Origin of the sequence: Aquabacterium sp. (genome assembly GCF_016234775.1) — a bacterium.
Classification (GTDB): Bacteria; Pseudomonadota; Gammaproteobacteria; order Burkholderiales; family Burkholderiaceae_C; genus Aquabacterium.
This window is the reverse complement of sequence record NZ_JACRAH010000033.1, coordinates 24,597-43,883: the sequence shown is the minus strand read 5'-3', so window position 1 is coordinate 43,883 and position 19,287 is coordinate 24,597. Positions and strand designations below refer to the sequence as shown.

Annotated in this window: 15 protein-coding genes; 5 read left to right on the top strand and 10 right to left on the bottom strand. The window is 56.9% G+C overall.

Features of this window, described 5'->3' with window-relative positions; translation table 11 throughout:
• The coding region (locus tag HY836_RS09870) for an IS3 family transposase (RefSeq protein WP_290675923.1) at positions 1 to 101 on the top strand (101 nt) is incomplete at its 5' end.
• Here the strand turns inward: HY836_RS09870 and HY836_RS09865 are convergent.
• Both HY836_RS09865 and HY836_RS09860 read right to left on the bottom strand, forming a co-directional pair.
• Positions 80 to 475, bottom strand: a complete 396-nt coding sequence (locus HY836_RS09865) for a hypothetical protein (RefSeq protein WP_290675920.1) — start codon at positions 473 to 475, stop codon at positions 80 to 82. The two genes, HY836_RS09870 and HY836_RS09865, sit on opposite strands and share 22 nt — an antisense overlap.
• A gap of 14 nt (positions 476 to 489) precedes the next feature.
• Positions 490 to 771 (bottom strand): hypothetical protein, encoded by a 282-nt coding sequence (locus tag HY836_RS09860; RefSeq protein WP_290675919.1) that lies wholly within the window; start codon positions 769 to 771, stop codon positions 490 to 492.
• A gap of 579 nt (positions 772 to 1,350) precedes the next feature.
• Between HY836_RS09860 and HY836_RS09855 the strand changes: the two genes are divergently transcribed.
• Positions 1,351 to 2,583 (top strand): hypothetical protein, encoded by a 1,233-nt coding sequence (locus HY836_RS09855; protein WP_290675918.1) that lies wholly within the window; start codon positions 1,351 to 1,353, stop codon positions 2,581 to 2,583.
• 1,138 nt (positions 2,584 to 3,721) lie between these two features.
• On the opposite strand, the gene HY836_RS09850 is transcribed toward HY836_RS09855, so the two are convergent.
• The 3 genes from HY836_RS09850 to HY836_RS09840 form a co-directional block, all read right to left on the bottom strand.
• The gene (locus HY836_RS09850; RefSeq protein ID WP_290675917.1) at positions 3,722 to 4,444 is read right to left on the bottom strand and encodes a hypothetical protein; all 723 of its coding nucleotides are present in this window, start codon (positions 4,442 to 4,444) and stop codon (positions 3,722 to 3,724) included.
• A 70-nt stretch (positions 4,445 to 4,514) separates the two neighbouring features.
• Positions 4,515 to 4,727 (bottom strand): hypothetical protein, encoded by a 213-nt coding sequence (locus tag HY836_RS09845; RefSeq protein WP_290675916.1) that lies wholly within the window; start codon positions 4,725 to 4,727, stop codon positions 4,515 to 4,517.
• A gap of 311 nt (positions 4,728 to 5,038) precedes the next feature.
• Complete coding sequence (locus HY836_RS09840) at positions 5,039 to 6,565, bottom strand: SHOCT domain-containing protein (protein ID WP_290675915.1); 1,527 nt, start codon at positions 6,563 to 6,565, stop codon at positions 5,039 to 5,041.
• 227 nt (positions 6,566 to 6,792) lie between these two features.
• Here HY836_RS09840 and HY836_RS09835 point away from each other — a divergent pair, with 227 nt between their 5' ends.
• Positions 6,793 to 7,068, top strand: coding sequence for a helix-turn-helix domain-containing protein (locus HY836_RS09835; protein WP_367114670.1), 276 nt, complete (start codon positions 6,793 to 6,795; stop codon positions 7,066 to 7,068).
• A gap of 48 nt (positions 7,069 to 7,116) precedes the next feature.
• Here the strand turns inward: HY836_RS09835 and HY836_RS09830 are convergent, their stop codons facing one another.
• From HY836_RS09830 to HY836_RS09810, 5 genes are all read right to left on the bottom strand, one after another.
• On the bottom strand, positions 7,117 to 8,052 hold the full coding sequence (locus HY836_RS09830; RefSeq protein ID WP_290675921.1) for a phage capsid protein: 936 nt from the start codon (positions 8,050 to 8,052) through the stop codon (positions 7,117 to 7,119).
• A 93-nt stretch (positions 8,053 to 8,145) separates the two neighbouring features.
• Positions 8,146 to 9,153, bottom strand: a complete 1,008-nt coding sequence (locus HY836_RS09825; protein ID WP_290675914.1) for a lambda-exonuclease family protein — start codon at positions 9,151 to 9,153, stop codon at positions 8,146 to 8,148.
• A gap of 89 nt (positions 9,154 to 9,242) precedes the next feature.
• Positions 9,243 to 10,220, bottom strand: coding sequence for a DUF932 domain-containing protein (locus HY836_RS09820; RefSeq protein ID WP_290675913.1), 978 nt, complete (start codon positions 10,218 to 10,220; stop codon positions 9,243 to 9,245).
• Between the two features lie 524 nt (positions 10,221 to 10,744).
• Complete coding sequence (locus HY836_RS09815; RefSeq protein WP_290675911.1) at positions 10,745 to 10,876, bottom strand: hypothetical protein; 132 nt, start codon at positions 10,874 to 10,876, stop codon at positions 10,745 to 10,747.
• Positions 10,877 to 11,337: 461 nt separating this feature from the next.
• On the bottom strand, positions 11,338 to 12,894 hold the full coding sequence (locus HY836_RS09810; protein WP_290675910.1) for a hypothetical protein: 1,557 nt from the start codon (positions 12,892 to 12,894) through the stop codon (positions 11,338 to 11,340).
• An 807-nt stretch (positions 12,895 to 13,701) separates the two neighbouring features.
• Here HY836_RS09810 and HY836_RS09805 point away from each other — a divergent pair.
• A complete protein-coding gene (locus tag HY836_RS09805; RefSeq protein ID WP_290675909.1) occupies positions 13,702 to 17,811 on the top strand; it encodes a hypothetical protein in 4,110 nt (1,369 codons plus the stop codon).
• Positions 17,812 to 17,972: 161 nt separating this feature from the next.
• Positions 17,973 to 19,217 carry a hypothetical protein gene (locus tag HY836_RS09800; protein WP_290675908.1) on the top strand — a complete coding sequence of 415 codons (1,245 nt, stop codon included), beginning with the start codon at positions 17,973 to 17,975 and terminating at the stop codon, positions 19,215 to 19,217.
• Positions 19,218 to 19,287: the final 70 nt, after the last annotated feature.

Sequence of the window (19,287 nt, the reverse complement as noted above, 5' to 3'; positions counted from 1 at the left end):
CCTTCTACAATCATGCTCGTTTGCATTCGGCGCTGGGCTACCTCAGCCCCATGCAGTACGAGCAACGCTGGCTGGTGGCTCAGCGCAAGAACGCCGCATGACAACCCGGGCTAAGCACTCCGAAATCCAGGGGCAACCTCATACCAGGTTTCAGGCCCAAGTGCTGCAGGAAGTTCCAGTCAGCGTCAGTCGGACCGCAAAACACGTTGAAGCGGTGGTGGCCGCCGATGTGGTCCTTGTAGTAGCCGTCGTAGTCCTGAATAAATAGGATGGTGCTGATGATTTCGACGAACCAACGGTTCAGGTTGACCTTCTTGGTGCCCCCCTGTTTGTCCTTAACCTTGAACAGGCGGTTGTGCACTGCGTAGTGGTTCAGTTCGACCTGGCACCGGCGCGCGCCACCAACCACGAACAGCCACGCAATGATCAGTTGCGGTACGGAAGAGATGGCTACGCCAGAGATTTCGTTAAACATGTTGACTCCTTGATCTACGAAAACACGCGCAGCGCATCGACGCCGAGCGCGACGCCGCTGGCCAGCGTCCAAGCCGCCGCGAACACCTTGCCCATCGGCGTGCACAGGTGCGGCATCAGTGGATGTTGGCCAGGCAGTGCCTTGCCGCTGATCCACGTGATGGCGGGCTGCATCCAACCCGGGAAGGCACGACCGAAGCGGGCGCGTTGGTCTTGGATCTCTGCGACACGGTAGCTGGACTCCTGGGCGTCGGCGAGCGTTGCAGGAGCGACTTGCTGAATGACGGCGACCTTCATGGGATCTTTCGTGGTGGCCAAGGCGGTGACCTGGTCCGACCCCGCTGAAATACAGCTGGGCAGAACGAATGATCGAGACGCGGCTCTTCCTGGCAAAGAGGACCTTCGCCGTCACATGCGGACCAGGCGCCGAAGGGTCCGGGTTTCCCTAGTAGTCGACGCAAAGCGCAGGAGTGGAATGAATCGAGTAGCCATCTCAGCGCCGATTGCAAACCTCAATTGCAAGCTGCCAAGTCAAGCGGCGTGGAATGGCGGAGACAAGAAATTTTGTATTTGCCCGATGAGCGCAGTCACGCTTGCCTGCTCAAAGACCCGACTGCCACCTGAAGACGGGTGGTGCAAAGGCCGGGTTAAGGCTATGTTGACCGTTGACTGTCTTGGCCAACGTCTCTCTGCTCACAAAAAACAAAGCCGATGACGACCGAGTGGTGGCGTTTAGGTGCGCAAAGTCGCACTACAGGGATACCCGCATATGGCGGTAGGCGAGGCGGCCTGCCACACTGGCTTCATTCAACTTCCGATCTGCATCGCTTTAAGACTCGCTGACGTCTTCAACACCAAAGCACCAAAGGTTCTCCTATGGCCCCGCGCAAACGCCAACCTGCCGTCCAGCCGCTTTCCCGTACCCCGGAGGGGATCGGAGACTTGGCGAAATCAGGAAAGGCGGTCATTCTGAGCCCGATCGCACCGAAGGAGCAGGAGAAGCTCCTTCGCGAGGTGATGCAGCACATCGATCGGGGCGCCATCGCGGTCGCAGTGATGGAACTGTGTAGAACCTATGCCATCAAGCCGGCTGGTGACCACTTGATGCTCATGGTGTTTCGCGCGGTGAGGGCGACGGTTCAAGTGCACTACCGCCGTCCCCTCGATGCGGATCAGATTACGGCTAGCACTATCGCCTTCTTGCCTTTTGTGCTGTCGGAACTGCTGCTGGGGCTTGCCGCAGTTCACGCCGAGTGGCTGCTGGTCGCCCATGCTCCCGCTCTCACGCTGCTTCCGATCCTTCTGGAAAGCCGGGGGCGGGCGCATCCAACCCTTCTCCGTGCTGCGCGCCGTGAGCGGCCCGTACTTCCGTCGGAGGACGAGGTACGAGGCTCGAAGGCCTTTGCTTATGCCCTCGGCTGGACGATAAGTTGGCTGCAAACGCAGGACGTCCCTGAGTCGGCGACCAATTCGAACGTGTTCGAGGTGGGCAACGAGGCACTCAATGTCTTCGAGAAGGCCTATGAGGACGCCCTCTATGGCCGAACCAGTTCAGACCACTTGAACGCCTACGGTCGCGACGGTAACTATCTCATCGCTCAGTTTGAGAAAGCAGTGCTTGCAGACGTTGGTCGCGAAGCCGGCGAACCGGAGTTTGACGCTTCGTCGCTGCAGTGGCGCCTGCATCCGATCATCGCTGCCGCCATGCACTGTGACGAGACGCTTGCTAATGAGGCACTGAGACGCGATCTGCGTATGGTGCTGGAGGGTGCGCTTCGCAAGCTGTCTCAGAAGCAGCAGGTGGCGTGGCACCTGCATCACCTGCAGCAGATGTCTGACGACGACATGGCGACCGCCATGGGCATCGACAAGCACACTGCCCGAACTCACCTTTACCGCGCCAATGAATCGATCGCGCGCGGCGACTACTTCACGACGTTGCAAGAATTGGCCAACAACTGCGAAGACAAGGCACTGTTCATGGATTTGGTTTCGCTGGCACTTGGCCCCGAAGCCTATGCAGCGCTCAACATAGAACTACCAAGCAATCCGGAGAGGACGGTACTGGCAAGCGTCAATCATCGGACGCAAGGAGGGGATAAGAAATGACAGAGATTTGCATGGACTACTGGCAGGCCGCCGTAGAGCTGCTGGAAGGCGAGCGGGGGTCTTTTTTAAACTTGCAACCAAGAGAAATCTCATGGCGCACCATCTGAGAGAAAATGCTGGGCCACTTGCCCCTGCGGCTGACGGACCAACGTCTGCCGAATCCCGAGCCGATGCGCCGCCCACTGTCCCCCATAGGCGGTCGGACGCCTCCGCGAGACGGGATACCGTGAACAAACCGGTTTCCCGTCTGCCGCAGGCGCCTGCAGCAAAAGTACGCGAGGATTCCCATGAGGCAGTAGCGCCACCATTGAGTACAAGAGCATCGCCCCGCCGCGAGCGACAGAGTCTGAATGCGAAGGGGGCGCCCACTGCATCTAAAAAGGAACGATCAACGGCACATCGAGACCGAGTTGATGTGTCTAAGTCTGGGACGTCTCACGGCAAGCTCCAAGCTCGCGGTGATGCAGATGGGAGCACTACATGCAAGACTGCTCGCTCTGCCACTTCGTGCGATGCAGTTGAAATTGCTGCAGCGCCTGTTCCAACTGCTAGAGATCGAGCCAATGTCGAGAAGCTGATGCTTGTGGCTGGTCTGATGGATGATCAGCTCGAACTGTTCACAGCCAGAGCCCTTGGCGTTGATCATTCGAAGCTGCGTCGCCTTGCTGATAAAGACCGGTCCTTGATCCCAGTTATTGGCAAGCGAGGCTAATCAGCGCCGGTTTGTAGCCTGGGGCAAGAGATCTTCAGATCTTCTTTCCGACCTTGGAGCTACCCACTGGATGCGGCGACTTCGCTTCCAGTGGGCTGCGAGGAAAAAATGTGTGCTGCCTAGTGCTCCTGCAGCTTGTATGTAGCAAGGCAATGCTCCCCTGCCTGCCGTCGGAGCAGATGCTCCAGATGAGTACGGTTGGCTGCCGGTAGCGCAACTGGACGCAAAAAGATAGCCCGCCACTGAACGCTTCACTACGCCTGTTTCGTAATAACGGATACCAACACGTCGGCGAACCAGCGCGACTATGCAGTTGCACCTATTGGTTTGCTGTTAAATCGCTTCGAGCAGCAAAAATTGGAGTTGTCCTGTTAGCCCATCTAGACAACTCTCGTCTAGATGGGCTTTATGGCGTTGTGTTTGGATTCAGTGATTGCCTTGGTGAATGCGTTGCTGCACGCATGTTTTGACCAGTTCGGTTTGCCGTTGCTCAAACGTTCGGTAAGCCCGCTCTTTCTCTGGAGGACTAAGCATCGGGTTTGCCTCGAAGTCATCTGTGTTGGGTAGCGCTTTCCTGCACTGCGTCTCGATGAGGGCTTGTTCCTTCAACGATTGAACGGCCTTACTCAGACGGTTTGAGAAGTCGTCGGCTTCACTGCTCAAAATCCGAGCCAACAGAATCTCGTCGCCGTCTGTCGTCCTGATGGGGCTGCCGTTCATGGATATAGCAATGGAGTCCAAAATCGGTAGCTTGTTCAAGCGAAGTGGACCCAATACCCGTTTCTCTGGTTGAAAGAAGTTGATGGCAACATGGACTTGTTTATCAACCTCAAATTTCACCTGTATGGCGTCCACAGTTTCATTCCCTGGTGCCAAGGGCTTGCTGGTGATCACCACGTCGCTGTAGTGAGGATTGGCGCGCAGCGTCTCCAAGAAGTTGCGCTTTGTGTCCACCCCCGCCTTATCCGCTACAAACTCGTACAGATCTCTACGGCTCTTCGATCTTTCAGGGGCTTCGTCAATGGTTTCACGGTTGAAGGCCGCGCCCCTGAATAGTTCGCCGTTTGTGGAGTGTTTGACCGCGCCGTCAATGGTGAAGTTGATGCTGCCATCGCAGCCAGCTATCAGCATGATCATGGCTGCGCCCATGCACCACCGTAAGGTGGTGTTGATATTTGGATACCTCATCGCTAGATCCTTGACGTGGATGCGTGCTTGCTTACAGCACAGTGATGGCGATCACGAAGGCGATGATGATCACGCCGCCGATCAGTGAGCCAAGGCCAGGAATCAGCACCGCAGGCCAAACTAATCCCTGACCGATGTGCCAGCCCCAGGGTTTGCTAGGGTTGGAGCCAAAGAAGTGGGCGTAGCAGGCGTACAGCAGGCCAATGGCGATGTAGGCAAGAATGAGTTTGTGTTTGAGTTTCATGATTGATTTGCGCAAATTTAGGTTTGATGAAGGCACTAACTGGCGTCGATCGCTTTCTCCGGCATGCGACAAGCGCCGTCACAGCGATACATAGGTCGGTGTCGACAACTACGACCAATGGCCAGTGCGAAGAAGTGGTCGGCGAGCGCTGGGCCCGTTACGCACAGGAACCTCAGCCATTCAGACTGCCGAGAAGCTCGCCAATGAAGGCGTCTCTATCAAAGTGATCGAGCTGTGTGCTGCCTCTGGTGTGACCTCGCCCCGCAGCACCACGATGGAGTTGGGGCCTGGGGGCTTAACGATTGCGTGGGTTATTGAATAGGGGTGATGTCATCGCTATCTGGATGGAATGCGATCACATGCCCGTTTTCAGTAACCTGATCGTTTTCGAAGCGAACGTGCAAGATCAATCCGTTGTCAGGAATCGAGAGATCAATGCGATCGCCTGTCTGTATGTATTGACCTCCTCCGGAGCACGATCCAAATTCAGGAGTCCAACTGGCTCCCTGGGTCTTACTCAAGATGACGAAGAAATACAAGGTGTCGCATTTCCCTCGGCCTCCGACACTGGCTACCAACAGTGCTTGACGGTGTCCCGAGAGGTCAAAGAGCTTGACTGGCGTTCTGCGAATGGCCGGATCCCTCTTGAATATGGGGGCCCCATTGAGAAGGATGTGCGCTTGCTGTTGCATGTCCAAACCCATGGAGATCTTTCCCGCCACGGTATCAGCGGCGAACGCCATGTTGACCGTCTGAAGATCTAAGTTTCCGGTGACGTTATTGGCTGGCGTTTGGGCCATTGGTGATGATTCAAGGGAAGTGCCAGAGGAGGCGACGACTTCCTGTTGGATATGACTGGCAGGTTGCGTGCCGCCGAGTTCTTTTAAGGCTGAGTGCTCAGCCTCATCGGCCTGATTGAACTTGGACTCCAGCACGGGGTAGGCTTTGCCAACGATAACGATGGATATAGCCACCACGTAGAAGACGGCGCCCGCCACCGTCCATTGACGTTGCACACGGTTGAAGTGCTCGACGCTATCCCACTGTCGATTGCGCCAGGCCCATTCACGTCCTTTGAATCCCAAAACGAATGGCATCGGGAATCCAATGATGGGAATGGCCGTAAGCAGACCGATCCAGGTGCGATTGGGGATGGCCCAAAAGAAGTTGAGGAAGAATGCACCCCATGACCAGCCCTTGATACCTGGCGGAAGATCCAGGTCGATGGCGTGTGGTCCGCCATGGATAGATTGTGGTTCACTGCCGACATACCCATGTTGAGCGATCACGGCTGGCGACCGTGCCTGAGCACCTTGCGCGTGGGCATCCAGCAGGGTTTGCTTTCGGGCTGCAAACTCTTCGTCGTTCAAAAGGCCCTTGTCCTTGAGTCGGCCCAATTGCTCTAAGGCGTCCTCAAAGGAGGTGGATGGCACAGGACTGCGCGCAAGGCCCGCTTGTGTGAACTCGTTCTTGACACGCTCGAAGCAAGTACGCACAGCCTGTTCCACAGTCTTTTTCTGCGTGATGTAAAAGAAGATGGGAATGAGCCAGCCGATCGCCGAGAACGCCGTGATCAGCAAAATGATCCAGAACGCCATGGAAGGGCGATAGAGCACATCGGCGACAAGGAGTTGGCCACCCTCAATGGGCTTGACGTAGACCAGGGCTTCGTCTTTGCGGTTGATCGAACCAAAGGAGGCATCCAAGGCAGAGGCCTTGAAGCGCTGACCATCTGTGTCAACACGATGTGCGACTTTTTGGAATTGCGCTTGCAGCGCGGCAAGCAGTTCTTTGTCAGACCGGGAGGTCGTGACGCGTTCGCTGATTTCGAATCTCATAAGTACAACCCTCTTGAAATCGGTCAGGCCCCCCTAAATGAATGGTGGCAGCCCAGCCCCTTGAAAAGCGGAAGTGGACGACAGGCGTCCATCTGCAGCGGTGTTTGCCTATATGTCCATCCAATTTGGAGCCTCAGGAGTGAGTTCCCTGCGGTGGTTTTGGCATCACTCACTGAAATCATTTTGCCGTATATATGCGGCAATTCGGATGTTCTCGCGCCTGAACCTTGCTCACCTTATTGAGCAAGCCCTTGGAACCAGATCAAGCATTCGGGCAGGCACTGCGAAGCCTGCGAACCAAACGCAAGTGGTCACAGACCGACTTGGCGTTGCGCGCGGACGTGGACCGAAATTACTTGTCCCTGATAGAACTGGGCCGCAATAGCCCGAGCGTTCGAATGGTGTTCCGCTTGTGCGATGCCTTGGACATTGCACCGTCTGACTTGCTCAAAGAGGTTGAGCGGCGCTTGAAGGTGCAGAGGAACGTGCCCCCCGTTTTGTGACGACCCGCAACCGGCTAACAGGGGGCTTCACTTTGTTGCCTTGGTGGACTAAGTGAGTTTTCGTGCCAACTTGTCGGCCAGCGTGTGCTGTGCCGTAGGGTGCTCATTGCCAGTTGAGTCGGTGTCCAGATGGTTGGCTGGAAAGAACTCTTCCACCACTGACTGAGACTCCTCAGCAGACTCTTCAAACGCCCCCATCGCCAGACCAGTGCGTGCTGCCTCGTCAAGGGCGCTCTGGTTGAACCCAGACGCTTGCCGCTGATCCCACTCAGCGAGGGCCCAGGCAACGGTCTCAGTTAACGCGCATCCTGTTCGTGGAGCCAAGTCCACGTAGTAAATCGGCGCTCGATGCGATTGAGCCGTTGACTTGCCACGCAAGCGCAATTCAAGTGGCATGGTTGAGAGTCGTCCACCAGAAACGGCATGGAAATAGCGCAGTCGAGTTGCCAGGGTGCGGATACTGTTGAAGCCTGTGGTCCGAAAGATGAAGCTGCCTAGCGCGTCCTCATCACCTTTGCTTGTCGATTTTGCTTCCGCGCGCTCTAGATCCAAGGTCGTCGTGTCCACTCGCACATTGAGCCGTCCAAAAGGTTTGCATTGGCTATTTGAAGGCTCACAGGCCTCAGGAGAAGGGCAGGGCAGTACCTGCATGCCCGCTGACGTTGAGCGGCGGCATGACTGGCCATCTCCAACACAGATAGGGCGACCGGTGTTGCGATCAAACAAGCTATAGCTAGCGCGCAGATTCAGGTCCGGGTCATCAAACAAGAGTCGAATGGGAATGCTGCGCAACTTTGCTGCGGCATTGGCTCGGCGCAATACCTCGTCAAGCGGATGCGCTATCCACCCATCGCGTTGCTGAACCTGGCTGGTGAGCGTGAACTCATCGTCCTTTTCCGGCAAGCGCTTGCCATTACGTTCGACGACTCTGCCGATGGAGATTCGGCCAATGACAGGTGGCGTCAACGCCAGTCCTTTGAGCATCATGATCAATATCCTTTGAAATGAAGGTGAGCCATGGCATGCATTGAGCAAAGCCTGGTCACGGTGTGTGGGGGGCGGTGCGGGCTTGACGGGCTACTTTTGCGGCGTGACCAAGAATCGCCGAGTGCCAACACGTGTCGTGGCATAGCGCTCAAGCAGCGCGCCGTGTTCTTGGGCCAGCCTGTCCACGTCGAAGGACAATCCATCTTTGCAGCGCTTCCAACTGACCTCGCCAGTCTCAAAAATGGCTCGCGTAGCCTCGCCCATGCGCTGTTGGATCTGTTGCTTGAGTTGTTCTTCCAACTGGGTTTGCGCAGACAGCATCTGACGTACGGCCAGCAAGTCGGAGAACACGGCTGCCATGCCAACATCCCCTGAGAGATCGACTGTTTGACCCGTGTCCTGGGGGTAGAGCGCCAACAAAGCCTTGTGTGCAGAATCAGAGCCATCGGCTGGTGGCGCCTGGTCACGTTCCACCATTTGCCAAAAGCGACTCTCCAACTCGATCAGGCGAGCGATCATGGTTTCGTCACGCTCGATACGGTGCACGCGCAACTCTTGACCGCAAATCAACACCGCCACATCAGCAGCCTGTTTTCCTGTGACGGCCAACTGGTGCATGACTTGAAGCTGCACGTATTCGGGCACTCCGTCTTGCCACAAGCGAGCACCGTTGAGTCCAGCAGTCTTGCATTCCAAGATTTGTACGTCTTCGCATCCCATGACCTCGCGGTCCAGGTTCGCACGCATCCACGGATGGCTCGGGTGCTGTAGCACCGCATTGACCTTGCGTACCCGGTTACCCGTTCGCTTGGTGTAATGCGCTGCCACGATGGGTTCCAGCAAGGTGCCCCAGTACATGGGGCTGGTCTCATCGTTTGGATCGGGCTTGTCCATGAGGGCATCACGCCCGGTCTTGTTCAGCCAGAGTGCCAACTGAGATTGGTAGGGGTTGAGTCCCACAGCGGCTGCCGCGTCAGAGCTGCCGATACCACCTTGGCGAACCTTGAGCCAATCGTCACGACTGAGGTCCGTGGTTTTGATCAGCTTGAGCGCAGGCCTACTTCGTATGGGCTTGGGCGTTGACTGTGCGTTGTTCATGTTGATTCCATTGATTGAGCAAGACAAACAAAAAGCCCCGCCCAGAATCAACTGAGCGGGGCTTATGCCGTAGGCGAGAAAGAATGAATTCAGGCAACCAACTGCAGGGCATGGTCCAGTGCACGTTGCTTGAGCGAGGCACCTTGGCCAAACCACGCACTGTCCAATCGATGATCTTGGCTGCGCGCGCGGCGTTCGTGGTCCACGAACTGGGTGACGGCATTCAACAGGCCCCAAGCGGTACCTTGGGCTGAGGCCAACTCGGCGCCTTTACCCTGTCCGTCGTAGAGCGCTTGCACGGCTTTGAGTGCGCGCTCGTTGACCAGGGCTGGGCTGGACGCATTCGCAGGGCCTGACAAGTCCGTCTGACACATGACTCTGAGAAAGTAGTTCATGGACTCGTGGCTCTTTACCTTGCGCTCTGACAGCGCCTTCATGCGGTACATGAAGCTGTCCCACTGGCTTACTGCAATGCCAAGTCGCTGCTTGACGGCTTGGGCGTCGAAGGTTGTGCTGTGCGGCACCCGGACGGCGTGGGTTGCTCCATTGAGTGCAACGGTGAGGGTGTTGTTGCACACCACGCGCACGGTGGTTGGCGTGGCAATGGTTGCCAAGGTGCCATCGCAGGACGAAGCCAGCAGGATGTAGCCGTGTACAACATCGTGGCCTTTGAGCACACTGGTCTTGCCTGTTTTGGCCAATGCCCAGAATTTGCGGCCGCCTTTGAGAACGCCCGCAGTCTCTAGTTCGAACCCGGACACTTCGGTGAGATCACGATAGAACTCCAGGACGGTCTTTGGTTGAACCACCTGGTAGCGGCCACCAACGACAGACAAGGCAGCCTTGGTGTCACTGCGGAAGAGGACCTTTTGATCATCGACCGTTTTGATCTCCCCGAGCATTCCGCTGCGCTCAGTCATATAGCGCACAGGGGTTTCGCAAATGGACCAGTCCATGCCGGCACTTTTTGCCCAGACCTCAATGGGTTGTTTGGGCGGGAGCTGGTGGCCGAGTTCATGCCAAGGCGTTTGGCCTACATAGGCCATGTTTTCTACAAGGTGAGCCATGAATGTGAATTTCTATTGAGACGCGCGAAAGCGCACCGATGCCCGGGGGCTCGATGTCGTGCACGAAAAGTAGGGGGATGCAGTCGACCTCGCAACGAGGCGATGCGTCAAGTGAGCATTAAGGCTGCGTAGTTGGACTGAAGCTGTGCTGACATGACAAGCAGCGATAGTTGTCCAAAATGGATGTATCGATAGCCGAGCCGAGCTTGGTACCGATGGTCCAGCCAGTGGTGCCACCCATGAGAGCACTGATCACGGCACCAGAAACAGCGCCAAGCATAGCCCCCGGGGGACCAAATGCCAGCGCACCAATGGCCAGGCCAGCTTCGTAGCCAGCAAGTCCACGACAAACACCACCTACTGCGCCAGCAATAGAGCCAATCGTTCCACCCACGCGTCTAGCAACGTGGCGCTGCGAAACCTGACTGGCTCCGCATCGCGGGCAACGTAGTTGGCTCGATGAGGTGCTTTGGCGATCTAGGCCAAATGGAGATGTTTCTGTCTGACCTGGCCAGTCTGAATCGTCATCGAGCATGGGGTTGCTCCTTGCGCAGACGTTTGACGTAGTTGGTCATGCTGACGGCGAAGGCAACACCGCTGAAAAATGCGATGGCGAAGGCAGCAAGATCTTCAAGAGGGGAGGGATAGGGGCGCATGGATTTCTCCTGTCTGGTTACGAAGGAACACCGACGAGTGGCATCGGCCTTGGGAACAAAAAAAGTGCCAAACCATCCCTGAGACGGTGGCACTTCTTGTTGATCGAGGAGGTAGTACGTAACCGAAAAAATCTGTATTCAAGTGCGCGCGCAGGGGGGCGCAGAGATATCGGCTTACCTCTGCGGTAGATGAGCTTCAAAAATCTGTGGGCAGGCAGCGCTAACAAGAACGCTTTTGCTCTCTATCTAGTCAGACTGGTCTGCGCGTAACCACGCACAAGACCACTCGGATTGGCGTGTATTTTCCGCCCCATGGGGTTCAAAGGCGCCCTTGTGGGGCTGGCAACATTGGCTCCAGAACCGCAGACATTTTTTGACCAAGGGGGGGGGGGGGGTATGGATAGCCCCCTGTCGCGCCTAGATAGTGCTTGGACAGGGAGCCAAGGTAAAAAAATCAGACGCTACGCTGCACGCTTCAACAAATGCAGCAGATGAGACCAGTCTTCTTGCAATACATCTTGAACAGCTTTCACGGACCTGCGTTCCGATCTCTGCTTAGAGGCTGATGGTTGGAAGAACTCATCCAACTCAGCCATACGTTTATCTCCCACTCGATTGCCAAGCCACTCGGCGACATCATTGTCATAGAACGGCATCGGTCGCATTGAGGGGCGATGAAGCGCAATGGCCCTTAGCTGCGTTGCCCGAAGGATGTCGCACACATCGCCATCGAAGGTCAACAATTCAGCAAGGTAAAAATCCAGTTGCTCGGTGTGCGCTGGTCGGGATGCCGCCAACATGTCCAAAGCTCTGGGGATGAACATGTCCCACGCACAATTTCTCAGCAAGGCCTCTGGGTTGGGGTGATTCTGAAGCGAGTTGAGTTTCTGCGCCATCCTGGAGTTCTCACTCTTAGAAAAGAGGTCTCCACACACAACGAGTTCGCGCAACATCATTGTTGATAGCTCCTCGTGCATAAAAGCCACCAGCAAGGCAAGCTTGTGCTGAGGAGATTTCTTTGAGCTCAATTGAATGATCTGCGCACGCACCAGAATTGCTTCCATCATGGCAACTTGCTGCGCAATCCCTTGCGCCAAACCCGCATCCAAGTCTTGTTCGAACTCCGAGATAAGGCCTTCCGCAAAGTTCTCTGCCTGCTCTCGAAATGCGCACCTATATCGATTGCCCCATTCAAGCGACAAAGGACTACCGGACGCAGATAGCGCGTGAATGGCCGCAACCGATTCCTTGCATCGAGCCCGCGTTTTTGGAGACCAATGACGCTGCGCCTCCCAAAGATAGAGATAGAAGTTGAGGTTCTGAAGGCGGCTGCCTAACTTATTCATCAAGCGGGCATTCTGAATTACCCTATCCTGCGGCTCAGCTTGATATGCCATCGCACGCACATAGCTAGCAGCGTTGGAATCCACAAACAGCGCCGATCCTCCTCGCAGGTCAACCTTTGCAGAGGATCCAGATGCTACAAACGGCGCATCCATGATCCAAAGAGACCTCCCTCTGAACACTGTTGCAGCAAGGCCGGAGTTGCCTAACTGCAAGTTCAACAGCTTGACCGTGCCGACGTCTTGCTGGTCGGCATAAATGATCTGCCAGTCTTTGAGTACGTCGAGGTTTTCGGCGAAGCGCTGATGCGCCTGCAATGCAGTTGGTGCAGAACACACTTCTTGCACAGTGAGATATGTCGAGAAATCTACCGGTGCACGCGTACCGACAGATCTCAATCTCTCATCTGATATCAACACGCGTAGCAGTACTTCTGGGCTTAACAGATCTACGCCGTACTTGTCGCACAGTCGGCCCGCCAGGCGCGCTACCGAAAAAGCATCTACGGTGCATGCAGACACACGATCCGGAAATGCCAAAACCTCTGGCCAATTCCTAAGCCCCGGTAATGCCGCGACAAGATCTAGAGCCTGTGAATGCCCAATGCGCACATCGCACGCTTTAAGTAGGTCGCGGACAAGCTCCGCCGACAGCTTCAATTGCTGAATATCCATGCTTCTCTCCATGGGGCGTCTAAGCCGGTGCACGCATTGCGGACCGCCCTATGAGCAACATGAAAAGGGTGGCTGGAGAAAGCTCCGTCTTCGTCATGCCCATTTGGGCGCGTGCGGCTGGTGACGGCGACCTAGCTGAAACATAGCATGCTAAGCAACAGGCACTTCTCCATGGCATCACATTTGCGAAAAGCTTTCAAACAATTACATGCGATCTCGAAGCTTCCAGGCGCAATGTGATCACTTGGTTAGCTCCCCTTTACATTGACTGAGAACAGTCGTCAAAGGTGGCATCGCCGCTGCCCAAATATCTGGTTGTCGTAGTTGTGAGATGGCGCTCAACGCTTTCAATTGGCTGGGTGCGGTCGTTCATTTTCCGCATATGAGGCCGATCAGTTGCATCCCGCTGGTACAGGCCTCTTCTTGCAAATTAGCGTCACGTTCCAGCCGGCATCTCGGAGGGGCGAACTAGGTCCTTTATGGCATCTTCAGAAAGCATGGTCTTTCGCGGGGGACTCGCCGTTGTCGGTGGGGACTTAGGGCACCAACCGACCGTGCGCCTGGAGCTCTGCTTGCTGATGCAGGTTCAGCGCCATCTGAAGCTGACCGCGGATCAACGCCTGCTGCCAAAGCGGCTTGCTGTCTTGACCCATGGCCGGGAACAGCAAGGGAACGACGTTGCAGGAGTTGTGCGATGCAATCCGTACGCAAACGATGGAAAGTGCCGGTGAGCTATCAATCGCCACGCAGCCCTAGGTTTCGGCACAATGTGGCCGCTAAGAGGACGACTCAGGGAATATTACAAACGTGCACAGCATTCCACTCGAAATACCCGCACCTAGAAATGAAGCTGACTTCGAGCGTATGTGTGCTCAGGTGTACGGGGTCGTCTTCAAGGACCCCAACCCCAAGATGAACGGGCGGCGCGGTCAGAAGCAAGGTGGCGTGGACGTGTTCATCAAATCTGCGGACATCGGGCGCATTGGCATTCAGTGCAAGAAGTACACGCTGAAGCCAGTCAAGTGGGAAGACGTCCTGGACGAGGTCACCAAGGCCGATGGGTTCAAAACACCCATCAAGCAGCTATTGCTGGCCACTACCGCGCTCTCGGATGCTGCCTTGCTGCACAAGGTACAACTGCTTTCGGACGAGCGGGAGGCCAAGGGCCTGTTCAGTGTCGAGATCGAATTCTGGGAAGACATTGCCAACCACATCGACACCTACGGCGTGCTTCAGGACCACTATGCTCCGCATGCGCCCGGAGCTGCGTATCACCGTCAGGAGCAACAACTCACGACGATCGCCGCGCTGCTCGTGGAAACTAAAGACGCCGTTCTGCACGGCAATGCTCTTCCCCCAGCGAGGTCGGACTCTGTTGACAAGCTGATTAGCGCGCAACTGGACCACACGAACGACCTGCTGAAGGTCGGCAGGTACCGCGACGCGTTGACGCATCTGGCCGCCATCGGCAAGGATTTCGCTCCCTTCGACGCCCACCAGCAAGCTCGCTGGTACTTGCAGCGAGGGCTAGCCCTGTGGCTCAGTCAAGACGACAGCACGGAGGCCGCTGAGCACTTCCTGAAGGCGTTCGCGTTGTACCCCGACGATGAGCGGCTCGCTGCCGCGCAAGTCCGCGGTTTGATGCTGCAAGGCTACCTTGATGACGCCCTGGCCGCAGGCGTCAAGGCGATAGAGCGGTTTCCGCTGTCGCAGCAGGTTTGGCTTATCGTGGCCAACGTCCGCATGGTCAAAGGTGATCGCCTCGTGTTCGATGAGGTGCCAAATCATTTGCGGGCCGAGCCAGATGTGCTTCAGCTTGTGGCCATGTCCGCGCAGGCCGCGGGCAAATTTGAGGAGGCGAGCAGGTACAGCTTTCTCGCTGCGGAACACCCCGACGCCGGCTTCTTCACCCGGGCCACGACTCTTCGGCTTGCGGTGGAGTGGGGCGCCAAGCAGCCTCTCGACGCGATATACGGTGTGTTGCCCGCTAGGGCACTCAAGGCGCTGGAAGACGCGGTCAAGCTCTTTGAACCCTGGCATGAATGCCTATGGTCTATCCAGTCTGAGGCAGTGCCAGAAACCGCTGGCCATCTGGGATATGCGCTCCTGCTGCAGCGGAGGTTTCAGGAAGCGCTCGACCTTGCTATCGACGCCGATGCCCACTGCGTCAAGACACCCGAACTGCTGCGCACGCGGGTTGGCGCGCTGTCGGAATTGCACCGATTTGATGAAGTGCTGGCCCTGGGACAAGAGCGGCTTTCTGAATTTAACGCAGAAGCTCTGGTTGCTTTTGGTGAGCTCGCCGCTAGCAAGGGCGCAGTAGACCTGCTGGCCAGAGCAGCGGAAGCCGCGAAGGTATTGACTCCGACGCACGCGGACACCGTGGAAATCCTGACAGCCCTCCGCTGGGAAGCATTGAATCGCGCGGGCGAAAGGGACACAGCTGTCCAGGAAATCTTGGCTGCAGATATTTCCGCTCAGGGTAGCTTAATCACCGCTTGCGTGGCGGCCCGAGTTTTGAGGAGCGCCGGGCGAGCCTTGGAAGCGGAGGCTGTGCTTGGTCGGGCCCGAGCCCTCGTGACCGCAGACAGTCCAGCGTCCGACCAACTGGCGTTGGCCGAGTTGCTCTACAGCGCGCAGCAATGGGCGGAGGCGGCGCTTTGGTACGCGCGCTTGGTTGCTCCAGGCAAGCTTTCTGACCTGCACAACCGGCTCCTGGCCTGCTATGTACGCTCTCACAATCGGCGCAAGGCCAAGGACTTGCTGAGCCGACTACCGTTGGACTGGATCGAGGACGACGATGTGCGCAGCCTGGCAATTGAGCTCGGCCAACAGGCAGGAGATTGGACCTTCTTACAGCCTCTGGCGGAAGCTCAGGTTCGCAAATTACCGCTTCGCGCTAAGAATTGGCTGTTCAAGCTCATCGTTGCCTTGCGTGCTTCAACGCCGGCCCAATTCCAGGCTGACCTTCGCGCCGTACCCGAGAGCCTCGATGGCTCTATTCGCACCCTAGCCCAACTGAGCTCGTTCGAGCTGCGATATGGCGAGCCACAGCGAGGTATGCGCCGACTGTATCGAATGGCCCGTGTCAACTTTGAAGAACCGGAAGCGCTGTCTGCCTACTTCCTCGCCATCGTGACTGGTCCGGCCGAGCTGCCGTTGATGGATGAAAAGCTGCCGGCAGTGGCGGTGGGAAGCGCCGTGATGCTGGTAGATGAGCTGGGCCACACCTTCCAAGTCATCGTTGACCCGGACCATGTTGCCGATGCCCCAAAGCGCGAAAGCTTTTATGCAGCTACCTCAGAGGAAGCTGTTGCTCTGCTTGGCGCTGAGCCTGGACAAGCAGTGGACGTTCCGACGCAAACGCTCGGTGGGGTGCGACGCTTTACGGTGTGTGCGATTCAATCGGCCTACCGCCGCATGGTTCATTTGGCTCAGGAACGCGCGGAGTCGCTGAGTGGCCTGCCGAACATGAAGTCGGTGCCTGTTGGTACATCCGGCGACGCCGAAAAGGACTTCGCCTACTTGCTGGCTGAGCTCAAGCGGTCCACCGAGGTATCGAAGAAGCTGTTTGAGCACTACGCCCGAGGCGCGATGACCTTGGGTGGCTTCTCGCACTATCAAGGGCGTTCCCCCGTTGATGTGGCCGTCGGTTGGCCAACTGAGGGCCCGGCCATCTTCGCCTCGGCGGGAACGGCTGACGAGCGGCAGGAAGCCCTTGAACTACTTGCCAGAAAGGATGCGAGCTATGTCATCGATTCTGTGACCATTGCTGAGTTGGTCAAGCTGAGTCTTCAGGACTTGCTGGGGTTGCTGCCCAAGCTGCTCATCACCCCGGTAACCAAGGAAATTTTGAAAGCTCGACTCACGGAAGAGACCGACCGACGCAGCCTGGGTACGGCGGCTGAGGTCGAGGGCCGGATAGCTGTCATTGCACTGGAGGACAAGCACCGCGAAAAGCGCATTGAATTCGCCAAGGCGATGCTGGCCGTGGTTGACAAGTACTGCACGGTGCAGCCGGCATATGGTGAGCTGAATGCGGCCGAGGATTTCCAGGAGTTGGCGCAAGTACTACAGCACGAAGAGCTGGAACTTCTACTGCTGGCGCAGGCGAACAAGGCCACCTTGCTGACGCTGGATGGCCGATTACGTACGCTGCTGACGCAGACAGTCCAAGTGCCCGGAGTCTGGCCCCAAGCGCTGCTGATGTACGGGGTGCATGCGGGAGCTATCTGCTCGGTCCAGTGCGCCAGGGCCACCACGCAAATGTTTTTGAGCAACAGAACCTTCGTTGCCCTGACGGCGGGAGACTTTATTTGGCTGTTGCTACAGGGGGGGGGCTATGTGCAATTGGGCATGCAGCGCTTCAAGCGCAGTTTGGCTTCGGGCGATGCCGACTTCGAGTCCACCTGCATGATGATCCTGGAGCTCATTGAACGGATTGCGTGGTTCCCAATCCAATTGGGCGCTTTCGGCGAACTGCTGACGCACCTCATCGAGGCAGCCTTGCGTAACAAGCACTGCCCGCCAGATTTCATGGAATACATCGGAGAGTTTCTGGACTGCTTGACTGAAGACCTGGCACCCGTTTCGCAGGCCTATCCGCTGGTGAATGCGAGTCGAGTGGAACGATTGAAGCTGCAGCGGCGTTTTCTCTCCAAAAAGCTTGAAGAGGCCCGTATGTTCTCCGAGCAGCCTCAAGTCGATAGGCCTGTCGCAATCCGCACCCTGTACTGCACTAGAGTACCTTTGATTATGCTGGACACAAAGGTGGGAGAGCCCGTGACAACTATTGAGCCCGGGGGGCTAGGGGCACCATTCCAGTCCGAATCGGATCCGCCGTCCATGCGACCGCCTGTGAACAACAAGACCGAGGCGGCATATTTGGTGTCGGCTCCAGCAGCACATCGACGATGACCCGCTCGTCATGTAAGGACGGCTACTGACCCAAAGCGGAACTTCGCCAGGGCTTTGTGGGCGTCACCGGTAACTGGGTGGCGACCATTGTGCGCATTACTTTGTTGACGGGGGCGGGCGTCCCCAGCCCATAACTGATCGGGAGACATGGATAAATGAGAATGAACATTAAGTTTGAGCGCGTTCAGTGGCCAGTGGGCCATGGCGGCTTCCATACCGGGCGGATCAAGGGCGGACGCGCGGATTTCCGCTACTTCTTCGATTGCGGGGCTTATAGCACGGAGGGTAAGGCGTTGATCCGCGACAAGCTTGCGACCGTTGATTTCGACTTTGGCGTGATCTCGCATTTCGATCACGATCACTACTCCGAGCTGGCCAGCGCGAAGAAGGTGAAGGTGCTTTTCCTACCCTACATGACGCAGGCGGACATGGTGCTGCAGGCGTTGGCCGACCAGGCCGCGAACGGGTTGACTGTGAAGCAGGCGTTCCAGGGTTTTAATGTGCTGCGGCAACTTCAAAATAGCGGGACGCGCATCGTCATGGTGGATGGCCGCGGCGAAATGCGGGATGATGTACGTCGAGGGAACCTGGAGGAGCTGCAAGGCGGGCTGTCATTGAGTATTCCTAGTGTCAAAAACGCGGCCAAGAATACTCAGGAGATGCAGCACGAGGCGGGTGTCGAGATTCTGCAGGGCTCGGCGACGTTGGTTTACTTCAAGTTCTTCAACCACCGGATGGAGGAGGCGTCAAATGCCTTCGCGATTCAGCTTGCAGCTGCCGTGGCCGCGGGCAAGCTGAATAGGGCGGACCAAACGGCCTACACGAATGTCGACGATTTCCTCGCCGATGTGGCAGCGGGTAACGCACAGGTTGTTCGCATCAATGGCAGGGCAATGCAGGGGGTCTACAAAAAGACGCTTTCCGCCCCAACGCTCAAGGCCTCGCCGATCACCGGCTCCAACTTGAGCTCGCTCACTATGTTCAGTCGCTCAGCAAACAGCCGAAATGGCGGCGACCTGCACAGGCAGAATATGGCGCTGCGTGTCCGGGGCTCACGCTGCGGGATGTTCGGCCGTGAGGACGGGTGGATGCTGACGGGCGACCTTGAGCTGACGCCCAAGACCTGGCCCGCCTTCAATGATCACTACTTCTACGAACTTTCGGAATGTTCTGTATTTAGCGTTCCCCACCACGCCAGTGAGATTTCGCTGTGCGAAGAAGCGGTCGCCTTCTTGGTGGAGCAGTTCTTCGTCATGCCAGTAGATGCCGAGGATGACAAGCATCCTGCCAACGCGCTGACCGAGCGGTTGGTGCGCCATGGCCATGAGATACGTAGCCTGCACAGCGTGACGGCGGCCTGGGAGTCGATGGTGGCCTCGGAGTCGCTGCTGCAGATCAGGAGCTAGTATTTCTTTGAGTTCGGGCGCGCGCTCTTCACTCATACCGGTCATGATCACGCCCCGTGGATTGGTTGGA

Bases quoted from the DNA above. Each gene is read 5' to 3' on its own strand.
- HY836_RS09800 (WP_290675908.1), top strand. From the start codon at position 17,973: ATGAACATTAAGTTTGAGCGCGTTCAGTGGCCAGTGGGCCATGGCGGC.
- HY836_RS09810 (WP_290675910.1), bottom strand. From the start codon at position 12,894: ATGGATATTCAGCAATTGAAGCTGTCGGCGGAGCTTGTCCGCGACCTA.
- HY836_RS09845 (WP_290675916.1), bottom strand. From the start codon at position 4,727: ATGAAACTCAAACACAAACTCATTCTTGCCTACATCGCCATTGGCCTG.
- HY836_RS09850 (WP_290675917.1), bottom strand. From the start codon at position 4,444: ATGGGCGCAGCCATGATCATGCTGATAGCTGGCTGCGATGGCAGCATC.
- HY836_RS09825 (WP_290675914.1), bottom strand. From the start codon at position 9,153: ATGAACAACGCACAGTCAACGCCCAAGCCCATACGAAGTAGGCCTGCG.
- HY836_RS09840 (WP_290675915.1), bottom strand. From the start codon at position 6,565: ATGAGATTCGAAATCAGCGAACGCGTCACGACCTCCCGGTCTGACAAA.
- HY836_RS09865 (WP_290675920.1), bottom strand. From the start codon at position 475: ATGTTTAACGAAATCTCTGGCGTAGCCATCTCTTCCGTACCGCAACTG.
- HY836_RS09855 (WP_290675918.1), top strand. From the start codon at position 1,351: ATGGCCCCGCGCAAACGCCAACCTGCCGTCCAGCCGCTTTCCCGTACC.
- HY836_RS09820 (WP_290675913.1), bottom strand. From the start codon at position 10,220: ATGGCTCACCTTGTAGAAAACATGGCCTATGTAGGCCAAACGCCTTGG.
- HY836_RS09860 (WP_290675919.1), bottom strand. From the start codon at position 771: ATGAAGGTCGCCGTCATTCAGCAAGTCGCTCCTGCAACGCTCGCCGAC.
- HY836_RS09830 (WP_290675921.1), bottom strand. From the start codon at position 8,052: ATGCTCAAAGGACTGGCGTTGACGCCACCTGTCATTGGCCGAATCTCC.
- HY836_RS09815 (WP_290675911.1), bottom strand. From the start codon at position 10,876: ATGCGCCCCTATCCCTCCCCTCTTGAAGATCTTGCTGCCTTCGCCATC.